Origin of the sequence: Bariatricus sp. TF06-38A, from assembly GCF_027690675.1 — a bacterium.
Taxonomy (GTDB): domain Bacteria; phylum Bacillota; class Clostridia; order Lachnospirales; family Lachnospiraceae; genus Allocoprococcus; species Allocoprococcus comes.
Map to the genome: position 1 here is coordinate 114461 of NZ_JAQFCE010000006.1, position 24444 is coordinate 138904.

Annotated in this window: 25 protein-coding genes and 2 pseudogenes; 3 read left to right on the forward strand and 24 right to left on the reverse strand. The window is 39.1% G+C overall.

Features of this window, described 5'->3' with window-relative positions:
• The first annotated feature begins 60 nt into the window (after positions 1–60).
• Genes PG418_RS07320 through PG418_RS07330 form a run of 3 tightly spaced genes read left to right on the forward strand, consistent with a single transcriptional unit; the run spans position 61 to position 3056 of the window.
• On the forward strand, positions 61–510 hold the full coding sequence (locus PG418_RS07320) for a hypothetical protein (protein WP_004843525.1): 450 nt from the start codon (positions 61–63) through the stop codon (positions 508–510).
• The gene (locus tag PG418_RS07325) at positions 511–2451 is read left to right on the forward strand and encodes a DUF1430 domain-containing protein (protein ID WP_005608344.1); all 1941 of its coding nucleotides are present in this window, start codon (positions 511–513) and stop codon (positions 2449–2451) included. It abuts the gene before it with no gap.
• The gene (locus tag PG418_RS07330) at positions 2448–3056 is read left to right on the forward strand and encodes an ATP-binding cassette domain-containing protein (protein ID WP_005608342.1); all 609 of its coding nucleotides are present in this window, start codon (positions 2448–2450) and stop codon (positions 3054–3056) included. Before PG418_RS07325 ends, PG418_RS07330 begins: the two co-directional genes overlap by 4 nt.
• 151 nt (positions 3057–3207) lie before the next feature.
• On the opposite strand, the gene PG418_RS07335 is transcribed toward PG418_RS07330, so the two are convergent.
• From PG418_RS07335 to PG418_RS07450, 24 genes and pseudogenes are all read right to left on the reverse strand, one after another.
• On the reverse strand, positions 3208–3444 hold the full coding sequence (locus PG418_RS07335) for a DUF6061 family protein (RefSeq protein ID WP_004843528.1): 237 nt from the start codon (positions 3442–3444) through the stop codon (positions 3208–3210).
• A 308-nt stretch (positions 3445–3752) separates the two neighbouring features.
• Positions 3753–4223 (reverse strand): hypothetical protein, encoded by a 471-nt coding sequence (locus PG418_RS07340; RefSeq protein ID WP_022616344.1) that lies wholly within the window; start codon positions 4221–4223, stop codon positions 3753–3755.
• Positions 4224–4561: 338 nt separating this feature from the next.
• Positions 4562–5071 (reverse strand): DUF5104 domain-containing protein, encoded by a 510-nt coding sequence (locus PG418_RS07345; RefSeq protein WP_024720781.1) that lies wholly within the window; start codon positions 5069–5071, stop codon positions 4562–4564.
• Between the two features lie 167 nt (positions 5072–5238).
• On the reverse strand, positions 5239–6774 hold the full coding sequence (locus PG418_RS07350; RefSeq protein ID WP_181968097.1) for a plasmid recombination protein: 1536 nt from the start codon (positions 6772–6774) through the stop codon (positions 5239–5241).
• Positions 6775–6955: 181 nt separating this feature from the next.
• Positions 6956–7339: a hypothetical protein gene (locus PG418_RS07355; RefSeq protein WP_003021642.1), complete on the reverse strand. Its 384-nt coding sequence runs from the start codon at positions 7337–7339 to the stop codon at positions 6956–6958.
• Between the two features lie 61 nt (positions 7340–7400).
• Positions 7401–7970, reverse strand: coding sequence for a DUF6560 family protein (locus PG418_RS07360; protein WP_118710272.1), 570 nt, complete (start codon positions 7968–7970; stop codon positions 7401–7403).
• A 366-nt stretch (positions 7971–8336) separates the two neighbouring features.
• The gene (locus PG418_RS07365; protein WP_003023134.1) at positions 8337–8783 is read right to left on the reverse strand and encodes a hypothetical protein; all 447 of its coding nucleotides are present in this window, start codon (positions 8781–8783) and stop codon (positions 8337–8339) included.
• A 28-nt stretch (positions 8784–8811) separates the two neighbouring features.
• Entirely contained in the window at positions 8812–9192 is a 381-nt protein-coding gene (locus tag PG418_RS07370) for a hypothetical protein (RefSeq protein WP_003023131.1), read from the reverse strand.
• Positions 9193–9481: 289 nt separating this feature from the next.
• Positions 9482–10231 (reverse strand): hypothetical protein, encoded by a 750-nt coding sequence (locus PG418_RS07375; protein ID WP_117553178.1) that lies wholly within the window; start codon positions 10229–10231, stop codon positions 9482–9484.
• A gap of 215 nt (positions 10232–10446) precedes the next feature.
• Positions 10447–10737 (reverse strand): hypothetical protein, encoded by a 291-nt coding sequence (locus PG418_RS07380; protein WP_005930793.1) that lies wholly within the window; start codon positions 10735–10737, stop codon positions 10447–10449.
• Positions 10715–10963: a ferredoxin gene (locus tag PG418_RS07385; RefSeq protein WP_117553177.1), complete on the reverse strand. Its 249-nt coding sequence runs from the start codon at positions 10961–10963 to the stop codon at positions 10715–10717. The genes PG418_RS07380 and PG418_RS07385 overlap by 23 nt, the downstream gene beginning before the upstream one ends.
• Positions 10964–11072: 109 nt before the next feature.
• Entirely contained in the window at positions 11073–11456 is a 384-nt protein-coding gene (locus tag PG418_RS07390) for a TnpV protein (protein WP_117553176.1), read from the reverse strand.
• Positions 11453–13375 carry a recombinase family protein gene (locus PG418_RS07395; RefSeq protein WP_003023119.1) on the reverse strand — a complete coding sequence of 641 codons (1923 nt, stop codon included), beginning with the start codon at positions 13373–13375 and terminating at the stop codon, positions 11453–11455. The genes PG418_RS07390 and PG418_RS07395 overlap by 4 nt, the downstream gene beginning before the upstream one ends.
• Positions 13372–14835 carry a DNA topoisomerase gene (locus PG418_RS07400; protein ID WP_498837258.1) on the reverse strand — a complete coding sequence of 488 codons (1464 nt, stop codon included), beginning with the start codon at positions 14833–14835 and terminating at the stop codon, positions 13372–13374. Before PG418_RS07400 ends, PG418_RS07395 begins: the two co-directional genes overlap by 4 nt.
• Positions 14836–16257, reverse strand: coding sequence for a CD1107 family mobile element protein (locus PG418_RS07405; protein ID WP_330421645.1), 1422 nt, complete (start codon positions 16255–16257; stop codon positions 14836–14838). It lies immediately after the preceding gene.
• Positions 16220–16573 carry a DUF4315 family protein gene (locus tag PG418_RS07410; RefSeq protein WP_243006457.1) on the reverse strand — a complete coding sequence of 118 codons (354 nt, stop codon included), beginning with the start codon at positions 16571–16573 and terminating at the stop codon, positions 16220–16222. The genes PG418_RS07405 and PG418_RS07410 overlap by 38 nt, the downstream gene beginning before the upstream one ends.
• Positions 16554–19355, reverse strand: a complete 2802-nt coding sequence (locus tag PG418_RS07415; protein ID WP_118582948.1) for a CD1108 family mobile element protein — start codon at positions 19353–19355, stop codon at positions 16554–16556. Before PG418_RS07415 ends, PG418_RS07410 begins: the two co-directional genes overlap by 20 nt.
• Before the next feature lie 18 nt (positions 19356–19373).
• Positions 19374–19484, reverse strand: a complete 111-nt coding sequence (locus PG418_RS07420; RefSeq protein ID WP_008688066.1) for a hypothetical protein — start codon at positions 19482–19484, stop codon at positions 19374–19376.
• A gap of 16 nt (positions 19485–19500) precedes the next feature.
• Positions 19501–19785: pseudogene (locus PG418_RS07425) on the reverse strand (hypothetical protein); the annotation flags it as partial.
• Between the two features lie 338 nt (positions 19786–20123).
• Positions 20124–22295, reverse strand: a pseudogene (locus tag PG418_RS07430) (VirB4-like conjugal transfer ATPase, CD1110 family); the annotation flags it as partial.
• A complete protein-coding gene (locus tag PG418_RS07435; RefSeq protein ID WP_117457256.1) occupies positions 22177–22641 on the reverse strand; it encodes a PrgI family protein in 465 nt (154 codons plus the stop codon). The gene PG418_RS07435 and the pseudogene PG418_RS07430, both read right to left, overlap by 119 nt.
• Before the next feature lie 23 nt (positions 22642–22664).
• Positions 22665–23534: a VirB6/TrbL-like conjugal transfer protein, CD1112 family gene (locus tag PG418_RS07440; protein ID WP_055039902.1), complete on the reverse strand. Its 870-nt coding sequence runs from the start codon at positions 23532–23534 to the stop codon at positions 22665–22667.
• Positions 23535–23546: 12 nt separating this feature from the next.
• Positions 23547–23762, reverse strand: coding sequence for a Maff2 family mobile element protein (locus PG418_RS07445; RefSeq protein ID WP_017144663.1), 216 nt, complete (start codon positions 23760–23762; stop codon positions 23547–23549).
• Between the two features lie 121 nt (positions 23763–23883).
• A partial coding sequence (locus PG418_RS07450; RefSeq protein ID WP_498837259.1) for a type IV secretory system conjugative DNA transfer family protein occupies positions 23884–24444 on the reverse strand: 561 nt, incomplete at its 5' end.

Sequence of the window (24444 nt, forward strand, 5' to 3'; positions counted from 1 at the left end):
TTCGGGATAATGGCTGAGTGGTTGGAATTCCAACCACTCTTTTTTGTGGAGTGTATATAAATGAAGAAAAAAATAAAATATATAGGAATTGTTTTGGTTATTTTGTTCTGTTGCTATAATTTATTTTGGTACTTCGGGAGTTATAAACCATATAACGAATTTCAGAAAGACTTCCCTGAAATAGAAGAATCTGGAGTAAAAATTTACACAGATAAAGATGGATTCCAGTATAGTGTGTCTGTCCCTGATTATTTGCTTTGGAATGGAAATCTTGCGATAGCTGAGTCAGATGTTCGATATGCACTAATTATTTGGATAAAACCATTTCACCAAGGAATAAGTCAAGGCGTGCTATTTAATGACTATAAGGATTTGAATACTCAAATTATGTTGTCAAGTAGCAAAAAAGCTGAAGATCAAGAAGATCAATGGATTGTTGATGAAAATAGCACAATATTGACTACGATATTTGAAAAAGCAAATAAAGTATGGAATCTGGGGTTGAAATAAATGAAAGCAATTAAAAACTTATGTTTGTTTTGTTTCCTGATTTTTGGAATACTTATGCAATCTGAAATATTTCAAGATCAGCTTTGGAACTTTTCTACAGCATATTTTACGTCATCACGCTATGAAGTTGCTAGTGAAGATATGTCGCAGTTTCTGAAAGATGTATCAGAAACTGCAACGGAGAATGATGTACATATTTTTTCTCAGTACAATGAAATCAATAATAAATACCTTTCAACACTTCATATTTATGGCGATGATAAAGTAATCAGACAAACATTAAAAAATACTGCAAACATAGAAGAATCAGAATATACCGCTTTAGTTTCCGGAATTACGAAAGTAAAATTTCATAATCTCTCAGAATTGCAAAGTACCTCTGTGGGTTATGAAAACTTTATCTCATACATAGGAAATGAGGACAATATTATCTCTGCATATCAGAAATTATCAGAAAAATATAGCTTAACTTATCCAGAATATTGGAATTCTACGGAAAAGGACATGATTTTTATTATATGGGGTATGATTATTGCATTGATGATTGTTCTAAATGTAATTGAAGTGGTTAGGCGAAAAAAAGAGGTTGTTGTACGAGTTTCCTTAGGAGAAAGTGCTGGTTTCATAGCATTTAAGGCTGCTTTATTCGATGTAACTTTTGACATTGCATTATTTATTGTTGCAAAAATATTGCTGTCAAATTATATATCGGGAGCATATGAGAATAGACTCGTCACAATTTTATATTCCATTGGAATTATTCTTTCCACTATTCCATATTGTTCTTTTTGCTTTTTTGATATTAGAAAGGCATTCGCAAATGCAACACACAAAAGAGGAGTGGATTTTTTAATTTATTCGTTAAAATTTATAGCAGGGGTAGCCGCTGTTTTTACAATTACCACTAATATTAGTAGTATTCATAATAACCTATTTACAAATGAACATTTGTTAGAAGAATATTATGATGCAAATTATTTTACCGTAAAGACTACTGATTTTAATGCTGAAAAAGAAGAAGCTTTTTGGAATAAACTATACAAGAATGAATATAACACATTAAAGCCTGTAATATGCTTGAATATTTTAAATGATAAAAATGATGTGATATATGTAAATAATCATGCAAAAGATATGTTACAAGGTTTTACGAAGCAGATAAATGCAGTAGAGAATGAATCTTCTGATTTGATTATTTTCATTCCAAAGAATAGATATTTTGCTAAAAACAAGCAATTAGCCTATGACTCCTTGAGCCATGTTTTAAATCATGATAATTTACAACAATTAAATATTCAGTACATAGAGTATAGCGAAACAGAATACTTTTCCTATTTAGATACAAGTAGAATAAATGGTATCGAAAAAAGCAAAAATCCGATAATTATTTATCAGGCAAACAAAGATTTAGCAGTCAATGGTGGGTATCTTGAAAGCTATAAAGCAGGAGCAGTTTTATTTCAATGTGATGAAAAACAGCTAAGAAATATCAGCAAAAAGTATGAAGATATGCTTGGAAATTATCAGCTAGTAATTACAAACGTACATGAACAGTATTTATATAATCACACATTTTTAATAAAACTCGTGGGATTTTTAAGTTCTCTTTGTACGATTGTATTGCTTTTAAATATTATGATTATTGTTACAGTAAGTAGACTAGAGTTCCGAGAAAATGCAATGAAAATTTCCTTGATGAAAATCTTTGGATATAGTTTATTTGAACGGCACAAAACACTTCTTAAAATGATTGTAGTGGAAAATTTTGTGATATTAGTAGGTATGCTTATCTATTCTTTATTATCGGTACAGACTGAAGTAGGAATTAGCATTCTTGTTAGTTCATTTATGGCACTAATAGAATTTACAATTATTTTCTTTAATATCACAATTGTTGAAAAAACAAACATACCGAAATCATTAAAAGGAGGTTGCTTATGATAACAATTGAAAATCTATGCAAAGCATATAATGATAAAATTTTGTTCAAAAATTTTCATTTGGAAATTCCAGATAGCCGTTTTTTGGTAATTAGTGGCGAAAGTGGATGCGGAAAAAGTACTTTACTTAATATGATTGGAGGTATTGAAACTCCTGACAAAGGTTCTATTATTGTGAATGGTTTTGATGTGGCAAAAAAAGGAAAAAAGCAGAAATATTTCAAAGAAGTTGTTGGATTTTTATTTCAAAATTTTGCCCTTTTGGAAAACAAAACAGTAAAAGAAAATCTAGAAATAATAAAAAAATCAGGTAGAACGGATATTTCAATAAATGAAGCTCTTGAAAAAGTTGGTTTACAGAAAGTAATTAACAAAAAAGTCTATCAATTATCTGGTGGCGAACAGCAGAGAGTTGCGTTAGCTCGTTTAATGCTAAAGAAATGTTCGATTGTATTAGCAGACGAACCAACTGGTTCCTTAGACAAAAAAAATAGTGAGATTGTTATGAATATATTGCATGAGTTAAGTGAACAGGGAAAAACAGTTATTGTTGTAACTCATAGTGAAGAAATTGTAGCACAAGAAAAGCATGTTCTATATTTATAATTACCCATAATAGAAGAATATGTTCTTTCGGGAGACACCTCCTCTAAGAACATATTCTTTTGGTTAAAATTGATTATAAAGATACTTTTATTTCAGTATATTCGCTATATTGATGGGATATATATTTGCATATTATTTATATGGATAAGGATTATAACTCTAGTGAGTCTTCTGCATCTACCCACATCTGTAAATTACCCTCAAGATATAATCTTGCATATTCCAAAGGCTCATCCACAGCCAATGAAGTAAGCGCACATTCTGATCCGTATGTGGTTTTTAGATTTTTTTCAGCTTTCCAGCAATCAATGCGAAGCATATATCCGGCACTTGTGTAAACATCAATACTATCGTGATTTATGTTGTATTCTGCATAAATTGTTCTCATCGTATCTTATCTCCATTTTCTTTTAATAATCAGTTATAGAGTTAAATATCGAAAACATTTCAATCAGTTCACCATGTCGTTATTGTTATACTGTGTTATGAAATTTTCTTTCCCTTATTTTTTCCCATATTAAGGTTCATGAAAACCAATGTGAGAATATAACACAAGGGAAAGAGTAAGGGAAAGCTCACTTGCTACAAACTTAGTATTTTCAAGGGTTTGCGAAGAATTTGATAATTAAATATAACAGTTATTAAATTTCCTAAAATATGTGAAATATCAACTGGGATTTTTCTTTTTAGAATGAATTATTTATTTTCTACAATAGCACCATATTTCGTATGCGGAAGATATTGTACCTTTAAATAAGTATTTTTATCAACATACCTTGAAAATACTGTGATTTCGATTTCATCATCTTTAACTTTATCATATAGAAAAATACTTCTTCTTTCAGAAGATATATCTGCACCACCATGAGATTGTTCAGTTACATATCCTTCTGCATAACTATACTGTTTGTTTATGATGTAAGGCATATCTAAAACAAAATCTTTCAAATATAAGATTAAAAGAATAGCTACTATAACAAGAATGGTATTAGCCAATCGAAGAAATATTATATCATTTTTTCCAGTATATTCTTTTTTTATCGCTTCTTTATCAAAAAATATCGAATAGATAAGTTTTCTTTTTTTAATTAGATAGATAATGCAAGCAATTAAAGCTATAACAAATAATGAAACTCTTATAAACAATCTAAATATAGCAAAATCCATAATATCATTCCCTTAAACTTCAAGTTTGTTGCTTACATTATACTTCATCAACCTAAAGAATGGAAGATATTTTCTTGCTCCCTAAAGCAAAAGCACCTGTCATTTTCAAAACGAAAACAGCAAGTGCCTTAGAGTTCCATATTCAGTTTTTGGGAAAAAAAGCAGGAGACCTTTTCTGATATGCTCCCTTTATGAGAGACAGTGAAAAAACAAACTGTCATCATGAAGGGAGCATATCATTCGGATCTCTTGCTTAGTAAAGCTGTGAAGATTTAATTGTAGTCAGTTTTTCTTATACCATCCGAAATTTATACTTTAATGTTCTCTCATAACAAAAATCAATTTTGTCCTCCAACAAAAATACCGTTTGGGGGATTATCCCATATAAAATTATCCTCAGCCACTTCGCTCTCTAATGCAATTTCAATTTTATATATCCCCACATTTTGGGCATTTTCATCATCCTCACTATACATATAAAAATTCATACAATACCGTTCCTTCTCTGTCAATATGAGATACATACCATCCAATTCCGTTTTCCTTTTACCATAGTTGCTTTCACTTGATGATGCACAATCGCCCTCAAAACTTTGGATACTGCCCTCAATATAATCGAAAAAAGCAGAGATTTCAGTGTCTAAATTCTCAATGTTCTTTTTGCTTTCTTCGGAAAATAGAGATTTGAGTTTCTCTGAATCCTGTTGCTTACATGCCTCGATAATTTGTTGACACATCTTATCCGTTTCATTTTGTTCAGAGCTAAACCAGTCATTGAAATATTTGTTAGAGCAGCCTGTTAAACCGAGTATAATAATCACACTGAAAAGCAACAGTACTTTCTTCATATAATTACATCCTTTACTTGATAATTGCAAAATCACTTATTGGATTAAGGTCATTACAAAAAATTTCTTACTATCATTATACTTCATCAACCTAAAGAATGGAAGATATTTTCTTGCTTCCTAAAGCAAAAGCACCTGTCATTTTCAAAGTGAAAACAGCAAGTGCTTTAGAGTTCCATATCCTGTTTTTTGCTTTTCGCCGGAAGTGTCCGGCTGACTTCACGCTCTGCCATTTCTTTCTTTTTTCGGCTCAACTGCTCTATAATGGAACTTTTGGCTTTCTTCTTGATTTGCTCCGTTCCGGCTTTTTTGACCTCCGGTTTCATCAGCGTGGTTTGAATTTTCTGAATGGTTGATTTCATAGCGTTTGTGATTCTGGCAATCACGCCATCCAATCGTTTCGTTGCATACTCGATTTCTTTCTTTGAAGCCTTACGCTCAGGGGAGAGAACCCATGCCTTAGACTGCTCCACCAGCTTAATATCCTCCTTGTGCGTTTCCAGTTTCACAGTATCAGCAACGACCTCAACCGCCTTGTCATAGGCAATATCGGCAACCTCGTCCACCAGAGCTTCCACATCCTCAATCTTCATCGTGAGTTCTTCCAGCTTTTGCTCCTGTGCTGCCAGTTGCTCCTTTTGCTTGAAAAGAATATAGTCCTGTTTTTCCAGATATGCACGACCACCATATTCCGGTTCTTCTTCCAGTTGTAAGCCATGCTTTTTCGCCACATCAAACAGCAGCACTCGGCAAGCTGAATCGAAAGTCATCTTGCGGTTATTTTTTCTTCCGACAGGCTTCTCCGGTTCCGGCAGTTCAAACCCCAGTGCTTCCAAAGCCTTTTCCTGTTGTGGGGCAATCTCCCCATATTGATTTTCACAGTCGAACACATGACGCTCGTGAATATGAGGGGTACTTTCATCCAAGTGCAGAGCCCAATTCAGGATATGGACATGAGAACCGAAACGCTCATTTACGATTTCCATAAATTCTGTGACGATCTCAATGAGCAATTCCGGTGGAACATGATTATCAAGCGTTCCAATCTGATAGACCGTTTCCTCTGGACAGGTCTTTTTGCTTTTGAGTAAATCTCCGGTTTCCTTATTTCTTTCAGGGTGTCGGTTCTTCACATTTCTTTCGTTCTGTCCGGTCACAAAATCACGATACCGCTGACGATAAAAAAGCTGTTCCACATCTTCAAAAGTGGCAGACAGCTCATTTTCCTTTTCGGGATTTTTGAAATTGCGGAAGCCATTGTAACAGTCCCAATAGAGATTTTGTTTGGCTCGTTCTTCGTCAATGTGTTCGCTGTTGGCAATGTCAAAACTGCGGTCATTGTGCTTCGGATTATAAACGCCATTCTTTCCGGCTCGTCCATTGTGTCTTGTTAATTTCACATGAGTTCCTCCTTTTCTTTTTGATTTCCCCGACAGGGGAGAAGGGCAGCGAAGCTGATTCCTTGCGGCTTTCTGCGTCAAGTAATACCCAGTACTAAGTGGCGAAACGCCACTTAACTGGGCAAGGCTGCCGCCCTTGACCTGCACAGGGATATTGCATTCCCTGTACCCATGCACAAAGGGTTGCACCCTCCGTACTCCCGCCCGAACAAACTGACTTCGCCCCGTCCCAAGCTCCGTCAGTTCCTTCGGTTTTACAAAACAGTCCACCGGACTATTTTGCAAAAAGAAAAACCGACGCATGATCGCTTTACGCTCAATACATCGGTTTCTTCATCTGACCTTAACGTTCATATTCAGTTGTGGCAGATTACGGATAATCTGCAAATGGATAAACAAAAACGACCAACTATGTAGCTGATCGTCCTTGCGTGGTTGCCTTAAAAAGTAGTTGATAAACACCCTACTCTTGAAAAGCTCGTTGTCATTTACATCTATTATTTTTGAATAGAAAAATTCCTTTATAGATGATAAAAGGAATTGAACCGATTACTCCAGCAAGTGTATAAATCGGGAAAGTAACAAATCCAATTATAATTTTAGGTGCGATAGGAGTTAGCCATTTCTTAACTAAACCACTATAAAAAATCAAACCTGTTGGTATTCCAGCAAAAAGCAATCCAAAAGAAAGAATACTTCTTGTAAATCCTAATGGTTCAGGAACAGACATATTTTGACTTGTCCAAAACGCAATGTACTCAGGGTCACTAAGTTGATTCATTTGATTAAGTGCTACAAAATAACCAAGTACACAACCAATAATTAAAAATAAACATATAAGCAATATTTGTTTCAACTCTTTTTTCATATTTCATCTTCCTTTACGGTCATATTCAGTTGTCTAACATCGTACTGTTATAAAATCTATGTCATTTACGATTTTTCTTATGCTGATTTGCCCAGTAAGATTTTACAGGGATTCTTCTTCTTTTTATGTCCTCCATAAATTCTTCTTTGTCAATATTACTATCAATGGTAAATAATTTTTCTCCATTTACATATACACGCATAGAACCTTTCCTTCTCTCGCAATAGGTAATATCTTCAAAGTGAAAAGTTCTCTTTCTGCCAAAAGTTGAACGCCATGTGATTTCATCTTCATCCACTTCCAGTTTCCACATAATCATATTCAATGAGCCTATAAAAAACACAACAAATGCAATGCCAAATACCAAGGGAGGAAATATATCATCCTGTTGGATAGCACTTGCTACAGTACAACCTCCTGTAAATAAAATTCCAAAAACAAATATAATAGTCAATGTTTTCTCTGTTTTTATTGTATAATGCGTTCTAATTATTCCCTTTTTCTGTTCTTCCTCTCGTTCTTTAGCTCTCTTTTGTTGAAGATTTATAAGATATTTCAAAAGAAGAAGTACAACTAAATAGGGGCCTATTTGTGTAATTATATTCAAACACATTCGTAAAAAATCATTCATTTTTTGCCCTCCATAGTTCCAGCTATATAAAAATGATTGTTTAAATTCGAGTATTTAAAACCTCACTTTTTCATATCTCATTATACTTCATCAACTTAAAGAATGGAAGAAAAAATTTTGTGTACAGAGTTCCTGTTCAAGCCTTGTAACGCACAATTCTGCAAAATCCATAGTCCCCGATACTTTCCTCACAGGCGATATACAGTCGGAATTCTGTCAGCTCATGAAATAAGAAAAACCGACGCATGATCGCTTTACGCTCAATACATCGGTTTCTTTATCTGACCTTGACGGTCATATTCAGTTGTGGCAGATTACAGGTAATCTACAAATTTCCCAAAACAAAATAGGATATTTATTTTTATTCTATTCAACTACATACCCATATTCTGTGTGTGGTAAATACCTTACAGTTATCTTATCTCCTAAATCGCTACCTGTTCCCCAATATTTTAATGAATGTTCTTCTCCAGTTTTCTCATCTCTAATATGTATTCTTCTTTCACTATTAGAGTTTTCTCCTGACATTGCACCTTGTGTAACTTCTCCGGTAACTTCAACTAAATTGTTAGATAGTAAATAAGGTATATCCAAGCAACAAGGAACAGTTATAAATATACCGAGAATCAATAACCCAACAACTGCCATCACATTGATTATTTTTTCCCATTTTTGATATTTTATTTTTTCTTCTTCATTGACAGCCTTTCGTTTTATAAACTTCCCATTTTTCTTTCTATGCAAAACATACATAATTAAGACTATAAATGATACTATAATCACTCCAAAAGTTCTAAACATCAATAATGCCATAAATTTGTACTCCTTTCAAAGCGACACGCTATTTATTAACAGCTTTATCAGCTAATCTTTTATCTCCCCATGGCGTTTTCAGCATAGGCTCATTATCAATAATTCCTGCTCTTAAAATTTCAAGGGGTTTTTCTAATTGTAAGATGTTTTTATTATCTATAATAATAGCAGTTTGAAATTCCTCAAAACTTTCAAAAACTCTGTCTTGAAATATAAAAGATATATTTTCTTTACATTCCTCTGCGTTAGCAGGTAAAACACAGGAACCCATCACATATTTTTTCTCATTATAGGAAAACTCAATAAGAGTAAAAGCCATATCATTATCATAATCAGACTTGATAATTTCCATTAGATCTTTTGCTTCAATAATGAGCGTTGGCTTTTCATTTTTCTTAAAACCAAACATGAATAACACCTCCAAGAATTAACTTTATCTTATTTTTCATTATACTTCATCAACTTAACGAATGGAAGAAAAAATTTGTGTGCAGAGTTCCTGTTCAAGCCTTGTAACGCGCATTTATGCAAAATCCATAGTCCCCGATACTTTCCTCACGGGTGATATACAGTCGGAATTCTGTCAGCTCATGAAATAAGAAAAACCGACGCATGATCGCTTTACGCTCAATACATCGGTTTCTTCATCTGACCTTGACGGTCATATTCAGTTGTGGCAGATTAGCCAATTTGAAAAATTACTCTGGCACATCTACTGAGTAGCTCAGACAATCGCCTCTTTTATTGCTTTTCAAATCGTTATAATACCACATATACATCGTTCTACCATATTCTTCATATTCTATAATCCCATCTGGCTTTTGACCTTCTACTTCTAATGAGTAAATTTCTTTATCATGTGCATAGCCAAAAACGAATCTGGTATCCGGATAATTTGGATTTAAGTCTTGTTGAATATCACTTATTGTTAAAGATAAATGGATAAATTTTTTGAAGTCTCCCCCATAAGTGGTATCTGGTGTAGTGGTAGCTGGTGTAGCATTTACAAACGCATATTGTACACTTGCTTCCTCCACCTGTTTTTTGCAGCGTGCCATCACAAAACCTTGAACGGGATCGTTATCGCTTCCTGCCCGATAGAAAATAGTATCATACTGTTTGCCATTCCATATATGCAATATTTCATCAACATGATTAAGAAAATCTTCTGGAACAGAAAATTCTTCATTTTCAGCATTCAAAGGAGAATTCAAAATAGCTTCTTCGACAGAACTATAATATATGAGTTCAGAATCCTTTTTATCGTAATCACTCAAATTGAATTCGACATATGCATTGTCTTTATTGTCATCTTCCGGAACATAAGTATAACGACCATTTTCAATATGGTCATCATAATCAACAAACAGTCCAATACATATCAGCGCTGCAAAAATCAAAAAAACTATTCCTACAATGATTAGCAATATTTTCAAAAATTTTTTCATACAAAAGTCCACCTTCTTGCTTCATTTCAGTAAATTATATCATACCGATATGAACAATTCAATTCACGCTCTATCAAGTAGTTTTTTACTTACCTATAACGCACATTTCCGCAAAATCCATAGTCCCCGATACTTTCCTCACAGGCGATAGGCAACGGTCAAAACATCAGGTCTGCACCTGACATTTTAACCGCATATCAGCCCTGATTATCACATTATCCCTGCTGGCTGTTCAGCCCATGCTTTTTCGCATATTCACTGGCTTTCTGTCTGCGTTCCTCACTGTAAGGCGGCAGGAAACGGATAGACAGACGGGACTTTGCCAGCTCATAAGAAACACCGCCTTGAACATTGGATTTTTCCAGTCGGCAAAGGTCAGGGTACTTCTTAGCAAAAGCAGCCAACCTCTTTTTCAATCCGGCGTTGTGGGTGTAGATATTTGCCTTGTCCTCGCCCTCATTAAAGAGAACGATTGTTTCTTTCTCAATCTTTGTCAGTCTCGTCATAGCAGCCCTCCCTACGGTTTTTCAACACCCTCAGCCTGCGGTAAAAGCAACGATACCACCTTTCAACACCCTCAGCACTCAGCTTGACGGAAAGCATATAAAACAGCTTCTTCGCCACCGGATCGGGTGCAAGGGCAGCCACCATACGCAAACGCTCGACAGTTGCTTTCAGGTTCGGACAGCCAAAGGCATAAAGGGCTTCCATTTCATTCCGGTTCATCTTCATTGTGTTTTCCTCCTTAAAGTTTGATAAATGAAAAGCGACAGACACTTCATAAGGAAATACCTGTCGCTTCGTTGACGATATAAAATTGTTGGTTTTGGACTTGATAAAATCAGCAGTAAATCATTTCCTGTCTGATGATTTCTTCGGCTCGGTTACGGATAGAGTTTATGGACTGTACCCACAACATCTGATTATCTGCTTTCATGGTTTCGGTCACACCCTCGGCTTGTTTCATCTGCTCAATGATAAGGCTGCACCTTTCCGCTGCCTGTTCGTTCAGGTCAGCAAGGTAAGTATGCAGTTCGCCGGATAAACAGAGGGCAGATAACCTTGCAGGGCGGTACTGCTCCAAATATGTCCTGTGCAGTCTGCCCCACATACCGATAGGGCGGTGTTCCTCCGGCAGCTTCAAGTCCGGCACATAGTAATCGCCCACAAGAACATAGTCCAGACCATTGCTTTCATCATGGATTCGTGGTTTCAATTCTGTCATGCTATTTTTTCTCCTTTCACTTTTTGCCGATTTGATTTGCTTGTGGCGTTCTGTTCAACACACACATTGCTATCAGAGCTTTTTTCTTCTGCTATACGCTCATGCTCCGCAAATTCTTTTGATTTCTCACGAATCTTTTTCATATACTTACGATTGGATTCTCGTTTTCTGCGAAGTCGTTCCGCCTCTTTTTCAGCAGCAATCCTTTCTTCCTCGGTTGGTTCATGCTGCTCCACAGGTACTTGAAATTGCCCGACATAGTTAAGATATATCTCCACCTCTGTGGTGCGGTCTGCACCTTTTCCTTGTGGCTCGTGAACCAGAATTTTGTCGATAAATTCATTTATCATGGCAGGAGTAAGTTCTGTAATGTTCTCATACTTTTTGACCAGCTTTAGAAAACGCTCCACATTATTTTGACCGCCTATAATCCGTTGCATATCAGCGGTGTCAGTCTCAATAATCTTGTTCAGCTCGTTCTGCTCATTTTCATAATCAGTAAGCATACTCTGAAAAAGTCTGTCCGGCAATCTTCCAATCACATTATCTTCATAGATTTTCCTGATAAGCATATCCAGTTCGTGAACTCGCTTCTGATTTCTTTCAATGCGGTTTTTTACAGTTTCAGAAACAGCAATATCTTTCATCGCCGATTCTTCTTGCAGAGAATAGACAAACTCCTGCTCATTCAAAGAAACATAATGGCAAGTCTCCTGTATGGTTTTCAGAATGATGCTTTTAAGTGCTTTTGTTGAAATATGGTGGCAAGTACAGTGACGATCATACTTCTGATAAGCAAGATTATAAGTGGAACATTCATAACAATCTGCCGGATTGGAATAACTTGTCCTTTTTTCGCCTTTGGCAGTATAGTATATTCTTTCTCGCCCTTTCCGCTGCCTGTGATTATACATCGGCGCACCACAATCAGCACAGTAAATCTTTCCGGTCAGAACATTAGGCTCGCCCATAGGATCTGCTTTTCTTACATTCTGTCTTAACTTTTGAGCAAGCAGCCATGTTTCTTCATCGACAATAGGCTCTTGTGTATCATCAAAAACCACCCAATCTTCCTTGTCTGCCCTTTTCGTCTTTTTGTCCTTATAGGAATTTTTGAATGTCCTGAAGTTGACAGTCTTTCCGATATACTCTGGTCGGGCAATCAGAGTAGTAACCTGATTTCCTCGCCACATATACGGATTTTCTTTGTCATAGTTGCTTGCATGATTTCCAAGTCCCTTTTTTCCAAGATAATAAGACGGTCTTTCTATTTTTTCTTCTGAAAGTTCTCTTGCTATCTGATAAGGTCCTTTTCCCTCAATAGTCATGCGATAAATTCTGCGGACTACTTCAGCAGCTTCTTCATCAATAATCCAATGGTCGGGGTTTTCGGGGTCTTTCAAATAGCCGTATGGTGGGATATTACTTGTATGAGCGTTGCCGGAAGAACCTCTGGATTTCAGTACAGCTTTAATTTTCTTACTTGTGTCCCTGACAAACCACTCATTCATGATATTCAGAAAAGGGGCAAACTCACTGGTTTCTTGACGGTCACTGTCAATACCATTATTGATTGCTATAAATCGAACTTCCTTTTCTCTAAACAGAATGTCAGTGAAAAAACCTACTTGCAGATGATCTCTGCCGATTCTGGACATATCCTTGCAGATACAGGCAGTGATTTCTCCGTTTTTAACACCTTCAACAAGTCTGTTCCATGAAGGTCTGTCAAAGGTCGCTCCACTCCAACCATCATCGGTAAAATGAACAAGATTCGTAAAGCCATGTTTTATAGCATAATCTTCAAGCATTTGCTTTTGATGAACGATACTGTTACTCTCTCCAGCATTATCATCATCACGAGACAGTCTTTCATACAAAGCAGTAATGCCATTGCTTTTATCTTTTTTTCTTCTCATGCTGAACTCCTTTCTTCAATTCCTATCCACTCCTTACGCTCACAAAATATCACATCTGTATACTGTTTCGGTGGCTGTGTAAAATGCTCCGATACAAAAGAATCACAAGGGCCGTAATGCTTGCCATCCCAGATATCCAGCTCCGGCTCTTCTTTCTCAATCTTTACGCCAAAGAACTGTTTCCATTTATTTTCGATTGCCTTGAATCCTTCCTGCTTTGTTTTCTTTGCCGTGAGATAAAACGTATGATAATTACAGGTAATCTGGCATTTATGACTCTCATAAATATAAGGATCTGCAGTTGCTGTCAGCACCCTGGCACTGATCAGATACAAAATCTTGCGGTTTCGCTCTTTCAGTTCACCAATATCTGCTTTGACTACTTCCATGGTTGGGATAATCGCATGGTGATCAGATACTTTCTTTGAATTTAATACCTTACTAACGTCCGACTGATATTCCAGGCCTTCAGCATAAGGCATTTTCCCAAGTAACATCTGAATCAGAGTTTCTGTGCTTTCTCCCATCTCATCTGTCAGATACTGGCTGTCTGTTCTCGGATAAGTGACAAGCTTCTGCTCATACATCTCCTGCACGGCATCCAATGTCTGCTGTGCGGTATAGCCAAACATTCTGTTAGCTTCCCTCTGCAGGGTGGTCAGATCATAAAGCTTCGGAGGGCGGACTGTTTTCTCTTTCACATCATCCTTTTCCACTTCGCACATCCGCTCCAGGCAGTCCGCAGCCACTTTATCTGCATCCTCTTTTTTCTGAAAATGCTCTGTAACTGCATCCATATCGTCAAACTTGATATGAGCCATATAATATTTTTCTTTGGTAAATTCCTTGATCTTCTGATTTCGATCCACAATCATGGCAAGTGTTGGTGTCTGCACTCTTCCGACTTTCAGATTCTGGTTATACAGAACGGAAAAAAGACGGCTCGCATTGATTCCCACCAGCCAGTCTGCCTTTGCCCTGCAAAGTGCTGACTGATAGAGACTGTCATAACACGAACCGTCTTTTAATGACGCAAATCCATCTTTAATTGCCTGTTCCTCCATGGAAGAGATCCAGAGCCGCTTCATCGGCTTTTTGCATCCTGCCTGCTCATACACCAGACGAAAGATTAACTCTCCTTCACGTCCTGCATCAGTAGCACAGATCACTTCATCTATATTGGAATCTCTCATCAGTTTTTTCAAGATTCCGTACTGCTTCTTTGTTCCATCCAAAACCTTGTGTCTCCAGCATTCCGGCACAATCGGCAGATCTTCATATCTCCATTTTTTATATTTTTCATCGTATTCCGATGCATCGCATAATCCAACCAGATGTCCTACGCACCAGGAAACGATATAACCGTTTCCCTCCACGTAGCCATCTTTTCTTGTTCTGGCTCCAAGCACGGAAGCCAGTGCCATCGCAACCGATGGCTTTTCTGCAATCACTAATTTCATTTACTCCTGCTCCTCTTCTTCATCTTCCAGTACATCATCATTAAAATCTTCATCTCTCAGGATTTCCGGTTCTGCACTTTCTTCCTGCTCATCTGCATCGTCTACTTCCCGTTTTTCTGACTCTGAATCTTCGGATTCATCTTCATCCTCTTCCATCTCATCTTCGTCATCATATTCATGCTTTGGTTTATAGACTTTGAAATAATATCCTCCTGCCGCAGCTCCGACTGCAACCAGTGCAATCAAAAGATACGTTCCGAATGGACTTTTATCTTCTGGCATCTGGATTTCATCCTCTACCTTATCTTTCTCAGCTGACTCTGTCGTTTCCGGTTTTTCTTCCTCTGCTTTTTTCTCTGGTTCTGCATAAACCGTATCCACTTCCGGAAGTGTCACTGAATCAGAAAGTGTGAAGTTCATCAGATCTTTCTCACTGACTTCGGTAAGGAAATACACATTATCCTGAGATTTTGAATTGTCAATAATCAGATAGAAAATCTTACCACTCTTAGTTGAAATGGTATAAAACTCTTTTGTGCCTTCCGTGGCTGTTTTAGTAACAGAATCTGCTGTCTCGCCTTCTTTATTAAGCTGTTCCTCAATACCTGTTACTGTTCGATCATCCACGGTTCCTTTTGCATCTGTCGGCTCAGAAGCCTGTGCATCCTGCGGAAGCGGTGAAGTCGTTGTTTTCTCAGTCCCCGTTGCATCTGCACTGGTCGTAGTTGCCATTGCGCCATTACTGTCACTGGATGTTTTCTGTTTCTCTGCCTGCTTCTTTGCCCATTCATAATAAGGATTCTGCAGTACATACTTCTCAGAAGTATTTCCGGCACCATCTGTTACCGTGATTTCAATCTGTTTTGTTATAAAATCTTTCTGTGTCAGTTGCACTCTCAGCATTCCATCCTTCAGATCTGTATAAGTGGTGCCATTAACTGTTACCGCAGTAATCCCTGATACTGTATCATTCCCCTGAATCGTCAGCACACCATCTGTCAGGGAAGCAGAGAGTGTCGGTTTTTCCGTGTCATAACACTTAATAGAGCGATTCTGCTCATAGACCTTCCCCTCACCATCTGTCACACGCACATACACTGTCTGATTTCCAGTGATCGTGATAGTTCCGCTTCCGGTTACATCCTGCCAGTTTCCATCTTTTCCTGCTTTTGCTTCAATCTTTGCTATTGAGAAACCTTCCGGCATATGACTGGCATCTACCGTAACAGCAATGCTTGTTTCTCCCTGTTTCCATCCATCCGGTTTCTCAATCGTAATCGCAGGTGTGGTATTCTCAGCTGCATAAGCAGTCTGTGTCTGCAACATAGGCGATGTCAGGCAAAGAATCGTTGTTGCCGCAAGCAATCCTTTTTTTACGCTATTTTTAGATTTCTTCTGTTTCATCTTCTCTAAATTCATCATCAGACCTTGTTTCCTCCTTCTGTATTTCTACCCTGCCGGGCAGTTCATTTTTCATTCTCTTTTTGAAAGCTTCCAATTCTGGAATGCTCATATCCATTGCACGGATAATTCTTACAATTTCCAGATTTTCCGCTTCTGTTTTTGCAATCTCCGCAGCCTTGAACCGCTTTAAATCTGCTTCATATCTGGCTTTGGATGCTTCCATTTTTTCCTTGGCTTTCTCATAATCCGCCGTTGCTTTTTCAAGACTTTTCATCGCTTCTCCTTTCCGGACGGCTGTTACACCGCCCTTTTCCTTACCATCGTCCAAATCCATAAAAATGGCTCTGCCAATAAGGTGAATTGATGGACGTGTACTGCACTGGATGACCGCAATGGATCATCTGACCATTACCCACATAAATTCCAATGTGCGTTACCGGAACTCCTGCATCATAAGTGCCTGTAAAAAAGATCAAATCTCCCGGCTGTGCTTCTGACTGAGATACCGGCGTGCAGATGTCATACAGTCCCTGTGCAGTCAATCTTCCTGTATTCCTTACACCAGAGTTTGTCAGGCAGTAACTTACAAATCCAGAACAATCAAATCCACTTGGAGAATATCCACCCCACACATACGGTGTTCCTAGATATCTCGCTGCTTCGTTCAACAAACGCTGTGCCGCTTCACTGGTGTATTCATTGCCGCCAAAGCCTGCCCCTTCTCCAGTTTCCAGATAAAAGATCGGGTTTAAGCGCTCTCCATTTTTCAAAAGTTCAATATGAAGATGGCTTCCTGTAGAATTTCCAGTATTTCCTACAAGACCTATCTCATCACCTTTCGTGACGGATACACCTGCAGATACACTCCGGCTGCTTAAATGTGCATACCGCAGTTCATAGCCTTTACTGTCCTTGATCACAACATAATTGCCATAGCTGTCGTTATAAGCAGAAGTTGTAACCGTTCCGGTCAGCCCTGCCATTACTTTTGTTCCCTCCGGCGCTCCGATATCCATACCATTATGAAGCTGATTTGCTCCTGAAATTGGATGAATCCGATATCCATAATAGCTTGTCACACTGGAATACCAGTTAAAATCAACCGGTGTCGCAAACATCTGTAAATTACCTTTCGTATCGTTATAGGCACTGAACAGTTCTTTCTGGAAAAATCCCAGCCTGTCCTGACAGATCGACATCAGATTTCCGCTGTTTAAGGTGACATTCAGCACATCTACATCTCTTGTCCTGGTCACTTCCACTTCCTGGCTTCCATTATCATCTGCCAGATAGCATTCCCAGGTCTTATGACCATGTGCGGATGCTGCCGCATGACTGTCATAATAGACATCAAACTGTACACCGTATCTTGCGAAAGCTCCGGTATCTTCTACCGTATATTCGACTCCATTCATGACCACCTTTGTTCCCATTGGAACAAACGGATTGGAAGCATCTACTGCTAAGGTATGATTGGCTGTTGGATATGCTCCACTGGCAGTCGGTCCTCCACTCCAAATACCACAACAGATTGGACAGTTACAATATCCGCTTGTTACAACCTGTCCCAAAGATTCTCCAACTCTTACAGTTGCTGTCTCTGTCACAGTCTCATTGACTGCTTCTGTTTCTAACCGATACTGCAATGCAAAAAGAGCATCCAGTTCTGGCTTTACCTGTTCAAAGGTAAATTCTTCATACTTTGCTGACAAATAACTGATCAGGATAAACGGATCATGCTCAATAGGTCCGATGTTATATCGGTATTCCTCATGTCCCGGTTCTTCAGATTCCATGTTGTTGATCCGCTCCTGCAGATTAGCTTCCAGCTGTGTGTAATACAGTTCCGCTTCCCGGATTGCCTGATCCGATGACAGATAACTGGTTCCGGTATAAGTGATCACATTTTGTAAAAACACTGCAGAACAAGACGTGACATTCGTTATGATCAGAAACATCAATCCGATCAGAACTGCTACACTGATATACACCTTCCGGTTTTCTTTAAAGAAGTTGGTGACCTTACCGCCAATCTTCTTAATATAATCAATCGTACCTTTTGTAGCTGTTCCTACTGTCTGTTCACTTCGCTTCGCTTTGGCATAATCCCGTTTGATCTGTTGCTTCTGAATCTGTTTTTTCAGTTTCTTCTGCTCCTGACGGGTTGCCGCCTGTGTCTGTTTCTCTTCCTGTCTTTCAAGTCTGCTTCTTTTTCTGGATGCCCTCTGTTTCCTGCGTCTGGCACTTCTCTGTTCCAGCCGGTAAACACCTTCGCCGCTTTCTTCTAACTTATGGGCACCTTCTACCGCCGCATTATCGTCTTCATTTTTGCTGATCTCACGGTGCAATGCTGCGGAAGTTGCACTTCCTGCTTTCTTGGCAACAGAAGTTTTTTCTGTTTTCACAGATTCCCCTTCGCCAAACTTCAAGCGGGATTTCTTCTTTCCAGGAGCTTCCCCTTCATTTGCCCGATAGACCTGTGCCTTCTTGGAATGCTGCTTAGCTTCCTTTTTCTTTTTTGCTTCCTCATAAGAAAACCTTTTGGCTTTTTCCTTCTGTTTTTGATGGCGGAAATTGACTCCATCCGTATCCATCTGGTTCAATTTCTCCATATCTTTGTCATTTTTCACAGAAGCACCAGTTTCCTCATAAGCAAATTTCAAACGCTGTTTTTGTTTTGGCTTTTTGCTGCCGCCGGTCTGATTTCTCCGGCTGTCTCCTCTGTTTTCTGATAAATCAGCACGTTTTTCTTTCAGTCTCCCTGACTGTCCGGCTTCAGATTTTTCTGCAAGTCTGGATTCTTTTTCGACTTCAGCACGAATCCTTTTCCGGTTTTGCTGCTTTCTATTTTGTCCAAAATCCTCACTTTGCTTCTCTGTCCGTATCAGTTCCGGTGCATCTCTGGATTTTTGCACAGAAGGACGAATATTTTTCCCACTCCGTTCAGACTGGCGGGAAGACTTATCCACAAGGCTTAATTCTTTTTCCCCCTGTTTTCCTCCCATCTGCACATCACTGGCACGGTTACTGACACGAACAGAAGATTTATCCGTCAGGTTTTCTTCCACCAGACCATCCTTGGTCATCTTCTGGACTTTCTTATCCCTGACTTTCATTCTCTGTTCTGCCACTACTTACTCCTCCTTCTTCGGATACCCTTTCCCTGCCTGTAATAAACAGAGAAAAGCGATGCCAAAAACAGCACCGCCACTAAAAGTTAATACATATGAAATTGCTCGTAACATTGTTTTCTCCTTTGATTTAACCTGCTTCAGAAGTTTCCTCCAAGCGGGTTGTCATGATTTTATAGAGGGAATTCTTCGGAAATCTGTCTACGAATGGGATAATGACATTTCCATAGAACAGAAGTCCTTCACCCTCATTACTGTTGGTTACATAGGACAGCTGGGTTGGTGAGATATTCAGCTGTTTTGCCAGAATCTGCCTGTCTCCGGAAGCCTGGTTGAGCATATAAATAAAATCTGAATTTTCAAATATATTCTCAATTTCCCTGGAAGACAGCAAATCCTTGATATTCTGTGTTATCTGATTGTTATTATCAGGCGGCTTTTTATCCACCTCTCTGGGGCTTTCGCCCATTTTCATCAGCGTGTCATTTCACGCTCAGCATAGCATATCTTTTTACCACGATTATATCGTACCGGCTGGCAATGCGGCCTCTTGGAGCTGTTATATTCTGCTTATGCAGGTTCAAGCTCTATGCGTTGCGTGTGGCTATTCTATTATGAATAGCCTTCCACTCGGATTAGGTCGCTACCCCTTTCCCGTTTTTTTCCGCATTGATACTTCTGACTTACTTGCCGGTTTCAGTCAGAACGGCGATAGTTTGCACTTTAAGCGACTAACAAGTAACAAACCAGTTCACCAGTTGGAATACCTCCCCATTTACGGAACCGCTTCCAAATTTCCACACTGTAAGCTGCTGTCTGCTCTTCTTTTAATAGAAGATGGAATTCATCCACATAGTAACGAGTAGATTTATGAGCGGAACGATTGATAGTCACTCGGTTCCATACCTGGTCCTGCACAATCAACATCCCGATCTTTTTCAGCTGTTTTCCAAGCTCTTTGATATCAAAACAAACGATACGATTGTTGATATCTACATTTGTGCGATGATTAAATACATTCAGGGAGCCTGTAACATAAATCTCCAATGAAGTTGCAAGACGCTGTGCTTCCGGCTCTTCCTGTTTCCGCAACAGATTATATAAATCCTCCAGGATTGGCATCTTCTCCGGCACTGGATCGGCAAGATATTCCTGATATACTAACCGTACACAGCGGTCAATGATGGTCTTTTCTACCGGCTCCAGTCCGTTCTTTCCTCCAACAATCAGCTCACACAAAGACAGAATAAAATCTGCTTTCAGTGACAGTGGATTATCTTCCTCGGAATAGTTCAGGTTCAGATCCATTGGATTGATATACTGGTCAGATACTGGCGAAACCCGAACTACCTGCCCATGCAGTGCCTGCACAAGTGCCGAATATTCGGCTTCTGGATCGCAGACGATGATATCATCTTCTGTGATCAGGAAGCAGTTTGTAATTTCTCTCTTTGCTGAGAAGGACTTACCGGAACCTGGTGTACCAAGAATCAGTCCATTCGGGTTCTTCAAACGTTTCCGATCAACCATGATCATGTTGTTGGATAATGCATTCAATCCATAATAAAGAGCTTCCCCTTCCTGAAACAGTTCCTGTGTCGTAAATGGCACGAAAATCGCTGTTGAAGATGTGGTAAGCCCTCTCTGAATTTCAATTCGATTGACTCCCAGTGGAATACAGGACATGAGTGCTGCTTCCTGCTGATAATCCAGTTGTTTTAAAGAACAGTTATATTTCTGTGCAATTCCCTGCACCTGGAAAATATTGTTATCCAGTTTCTGACGCTTCCTTGCGGTATTCATCACCAGAACCGTTACAAGGAACATCCTCTCATTTCTAGACTGCAGATCTTCCAACAGGTTCTTCGCCTCTTCTCCATAAGTCACAAGGTCCGATGGAAGCACGTCCATATCATAACCGGAACGTACTGCTCGCTTCTGCTCTTCAATCTTCATCTTATCCAGATCTGAAATCTTACTCTTGATCATCTTGATCGCAGAACTCTGGTCAATGGACTGGATATGAATGTTAACATTGATGCTGTCATCCACATCCAGGAAGTCTGCAAGCATCCGGTCTGTCAGCTCCGGTGCAAGAATCTGCAGGTAACTCACACTCCCCATCGTTCTTCCCATCAAAAATGTCTGATTCTTGGAAAAGTTAAAGGAAGTCGGTGCAATAAAATCTTTGGTCTTTAATCCGGTTTCCGGCAGCATCTTATACTGGAACTTAAATGGTTCGATCCGATCCTGGTTGAACACATGATACATAATCTCCAGCCTTTCCAAACCATTCAGGGAATGTGCCTGTGCTCCCAGAACCTTAAAATTGTTTAAGATATCTGTTTCGATTCTTTCAAGCCTCGGTCTTGCCACCTTCAGGTTTTCTGCTTCGATTCCAAAAGTGATATACTTTGTCTTCACCAGACCATTATTTCCTTTGGAAAGCTGATTTTTCAGCATTGTTCGGTACTCTTCACGAATGGCATTGAAGTCATCGTTCTGATCCGGAATATCAATACTTTTTTCAAATTCTGCCACATCCACCTGCTGATTGATAAAGGACAGCTGCACACTGATGGAAGAATCAAAGTAATTTAAGAAATCACAGTAATTTTCAAATATCGTGGTTTTATCCTCATTTAAAGCAAGCTGATAGTTGATGTCATAAAACTGAATCGTCTTAGAGAAAAAGGTCTTTGTCACCTGGCAGATACCATCCTGCAGCATCCGAATATACGGAATACTCTGCTGTGCAGTTGTAGGAATGTTTTTCTGTTTCCTGCGGTCCCGTTCCTGCTTCTTCCTACGCTTTTCCTGTTCTCTTTCTTTTCTGCTTTTTTTGTTTCTTCTTTCCTGACGGTTTCTTTTTTCCGCTAGGGACAGACGCTCCTGCTGAGCCTCCTGCTTTGTCTTTTTTGCCATCCGGCACACCCTCCTTTTTTACAAGGGTGGAAATCTCCTGATAAAAATTTTCTGTCTTATATGGTCTTACTGCCGGACAGATAAACTTCTGTCGAATGATATTTGCCACCACTTTTTCAAATGGAAGCCCGTCTTTTTCATACATTGCCATGAAGAAAAATGGAAGCATGATCGTTACCATCAGGATGGCTGCGATACTGGAACCGATTGGTTTTCTCATGAACAGATAAAACGGAATTCCCACTACTGCGGCAAGTGAAAAGAAAATCAACTGCCGTTTTGTCAGATTTAACGCTACTTTTGTTTTGACCTTGGTAAGATCTTTTGGTACTGGTACATACGCCATGGTATGCGCTCCTTTCCTGCCCGTTAGTGGGCATTAAATATCGATTTGCTAAGGCTTCCGGTCTTGAATAATGAAAATGCAAGAATCACGGTATAAGCCGCTACTGAAAACATTGCTGCATGAAGGTCACTGGATATGGTCATTGCATTTACTAAAACTGCATAAATTCCCACACAGACCATCATGAAGAATCCCTGAAATGCCAGTGCGAACAAGCCTTTTAAATAGTTGTTTCCGATATTGCCCCATTCCTTATTGGTCATAGTGGCAAACGGAATTGGTGCTATGGAAGTGTAAAGGTAAATCTCAATCATCCTGCCATACAAGATTACCGTAATGATAATTGACAGAATGTGCATGGTAACACTGATCAACATCGTTTCCATGGATAGCAGGAACAAATCCCCTAACTCCATATCCTCCAGGGCATCCACAATCCGTGTAATTGCTTCTGTTGCATCCACCGCAGTGTTTCCTGATATCACCCCGGCGGCATTGTTGACCACATGCTGGCCAACATCAAAGACCGCCATCGTGATATTGAACGTATTTGTCACCAGATAAATGGCTACATACGCTTTGAAGATCCAGAGGAAAATGTTATAAGTCTCAAATTCATGGAAATTGTTTTTCTGTGTTACCATCGTGATCAATTCATAGCACAGGACAAAGGTGATGATCAGTCCCGCAATGGGGACAATCACCGTTTGGGATATATTCTGAATCAGATTAAAAATCCCTGCATTCCATCCCTGCGGTGTCTGTCCCACCTGCCCGGCTATGGTTCCCACCTGCTCATTGACAGACGTGAACATGTTATCCAAACTTGACTTGATAAGCCCGATCAGGATATCCTTTATCGCTTCCGTAATTCTCTCAATGATGGTGTTCATCTACCACTCCTCTTAAGAGAACAATGTTGCCAGCTGTGGAATCAGGGTAGTTCCCAGCAGCATGATTCCGGCACCAGCCATCAGCTGTTTGATGCCCTGGCTCTTAGCACCGGGATTGTCATTTCCATATCCTTCCAGAAGGTTTACGACACCCCACACGCCAAGACCTGCGCCGATTGCGACTACAAGAGTTTTCAAAGTTGTAATTGCACTGCTAAAAAATGCCATATACATTCACCAAAACTGACTTTTTTCAGGTGTTTACGGGAATGAAAAAACACCGACTAAAAAGCCGGCGCACCTAATGTCAGTTATTCCTTTCCTCATTATTTTCCGTTCATTCCCATGGTTACTCCGACAGCTCCACCTGAATTACTTCCACCTCTTCTTCAGATTTCGGTGTGTACTGCGGATTTAACTCTTTCTCAACTTTGTATCGGTTCTTCTCGTTTTCATCTGCGAGAAGCCGATAGTTTTTGTGTTTCGTGATATCATATTTGTCCGAGAAAAATGGTCTGGCACCACGGATCTGCAGGATACATTTCCCTCCATCCATAACTGCGATTTCATCTTCTGTCATCAACTGTTTGCCTGTTTTCTGGTAATTCAGTCCAAAGGATTTCTGATTACTCCTTGTCTCCGAAGTGTTATACAGGTCAATAGTTTCCTTACCCAGAAGCTCGCTCATTTCCTTTAAGGTGGTTTTCTCTTTGCCACCAAGGAAAAGTGTAGTATCACAGTTGCCCAGAATGGTATCTGCACTATCCTTGTACATTGCCTTTAACTGGCTCTGTGACTGCAAAATAATAGAAGCAGAGATTTCCCTGCTTCGGATAGTTGCAATCAGCTTGTCAAACTGTGGAATCTGCCCGAATAGCGATAGGTAAGCCTCTGGCGTTTCCACCTCGGG

Coding starts and splice junctions, on each gene's coding strand:
- PG418_RS07320 (WP_004843525.1), top strand. CDS start 61: ATGAAGAAAAAAATAAAATATATAGGAATTGTTTTGGTTATTTTGTTC.
- PG418_RS07325 (WP_005608344.1), top strand. CDS start 511: ATGAAAGCAATTAAAAACTTATGTTTGTTTTGTTTCCTGATTTTTGGA.
- PG418_RS07330 (WP_005608342.1), top strand. CDS start 2,448: ATGATAACAATTGAAAATCTATGCAAAGCATATAATGATAAAATTTTG.
- PG418_RS07335 (WP_004843528.1), bottom strand. CDS start 3,444: ATGAGAACAATTTATGCAGAATACAACATAAATCACGATAGTATTGAT.
- PG418_RS07340 (WP_022616344.1), bottom strand. CDS start 4,223: ATGGATTTTGCTATATTTAGATTGTTTATAAGAGTTTCATTATTTGTT.
- PG418_RS07345 (WP_024720781.1), bottom strand. CDS start 5,071: ATGAAGAAAGTACTGTTGCTTTTCAGTGTGATTATTATACTCGGTTTA.
- PG418_RS07350 (WP_181968097.1), bottom strand. CDS start 6,774: ATGCGTCGGTTTTTCTTTTTGCAAAATAGTCCGGTGGACTGTTTTGTA.
- PG418_RS07355 (WP_003021642.1), bottom strand. CDS start 7,339: ATGAAAAAAGAGTTGAAACAAATATTGCTTATATGTTTATTTTTAATT.
- PG418_RS07360 (WP_118710272.1), bottom strand. CDS start 7,970: ATGAATGATTTTTTACGAATGTGTTTGAATATAATTACACAAATAGGC.
- PG418_RS07365 (WP_003023134.1), bottom strand. CDS start 8,783: ATGGCATTATTGATGTTTAGAACTTTTGGAGTGATTATAGTATCATTT.
- PG418_RS07370 (WP_003023131.1), bottom strand. CDS start 9,192: ATGTTTGGTTTTAAGAAAAATGAAAAGCCAACGCTCATTATTGAAGCA.
- PG418_RS07375 (WP_117553178.1), bottom strand. CDS start 10,231: ATGAAAAAATTTTTGAAAATATTGCTAATCATTGTAGGAATAGTTTTT.
- PG418_RS07380 (WP_005930793.1), bottom strand. CDS start 10,737: ATGACGAGACTGACAAAGATTGAGAAAGAAACAATCGTTCTCTTTAAT.
- PG418_RS07385 (WP_117553177.1), bottom strand. CDS start 10,963: ATGAAGATGAACCGGAATGAAATGGAAGCCCTTTATGCCTTTGGCTGT.
- PG418_RS07390 (WP_117553176.1), bottom strand. CDS start 11,456: ATGACAGAATTGAAACCACGAATCCATGATGAAAGCAATGGTCTGGAC.
- PG418_RS07395 (WP_003023119.1), bottom strand. CDS start 13,375: ATGAGAAGAAAAAAAGATAAAAGCAATGGCATTACTGCTTTGTATGAA.
- PG418_RS07400 (WP_498837258.1), bottom strand. CDS start 14,835: ATGAAATTAGTGATTGCAGAAAAGCCATCGGTTGCGATGGCACTGGCT.
- PG418_RS07405 (WP_330421645.1), bottom strand. CDS start 16,257: ATGATGAATTTAGAGAAGATGAAACAGAAGAAATCTAAAAATAGCGTA.
- PG418_RS07410 (WP_243006457.1), bottom strand. CDS start 16,573: ATGGATTTGGACGATGGTAAGGAAAAGGGCGGTGTAACAGCCGTCCGG.
- PG418_RS07415 (WP_118582948.1), bottom strand. CDS start 19,355: ATGAAAGTCAGGGATAAGAAAGTCCAGAAGATGACCAAGGATGGTCTG.
- PG418_RS07420 (WP_008688066.1), bottom strand. CDS start 19,484: ATGTTACGAGCAATTTCATATGTATTAACTTTTAGTGGCGGTGCTGTT.
- PG418_RS07435 (WP_117457256.1), bottom strand. CDS start 22,641: ATGGCGTATGTACCAGTACCAAAAGATCTTACCAAGGTCAAAACAAAA.
- PG418_RS07440 (WP_055039902.1), bottom strand. CDS start 23,534: ATGAACACCATCATTGAGAGAATTACGGAAGCGATAAAGGATATCCTG.
- PG418_RS07445 (WP_017144663.1), bottom strand. CDS start 23,762: ATGGCATTTTTTAGCAGTGCAATTACAACTTTGAAAACTCTTGTAGTC.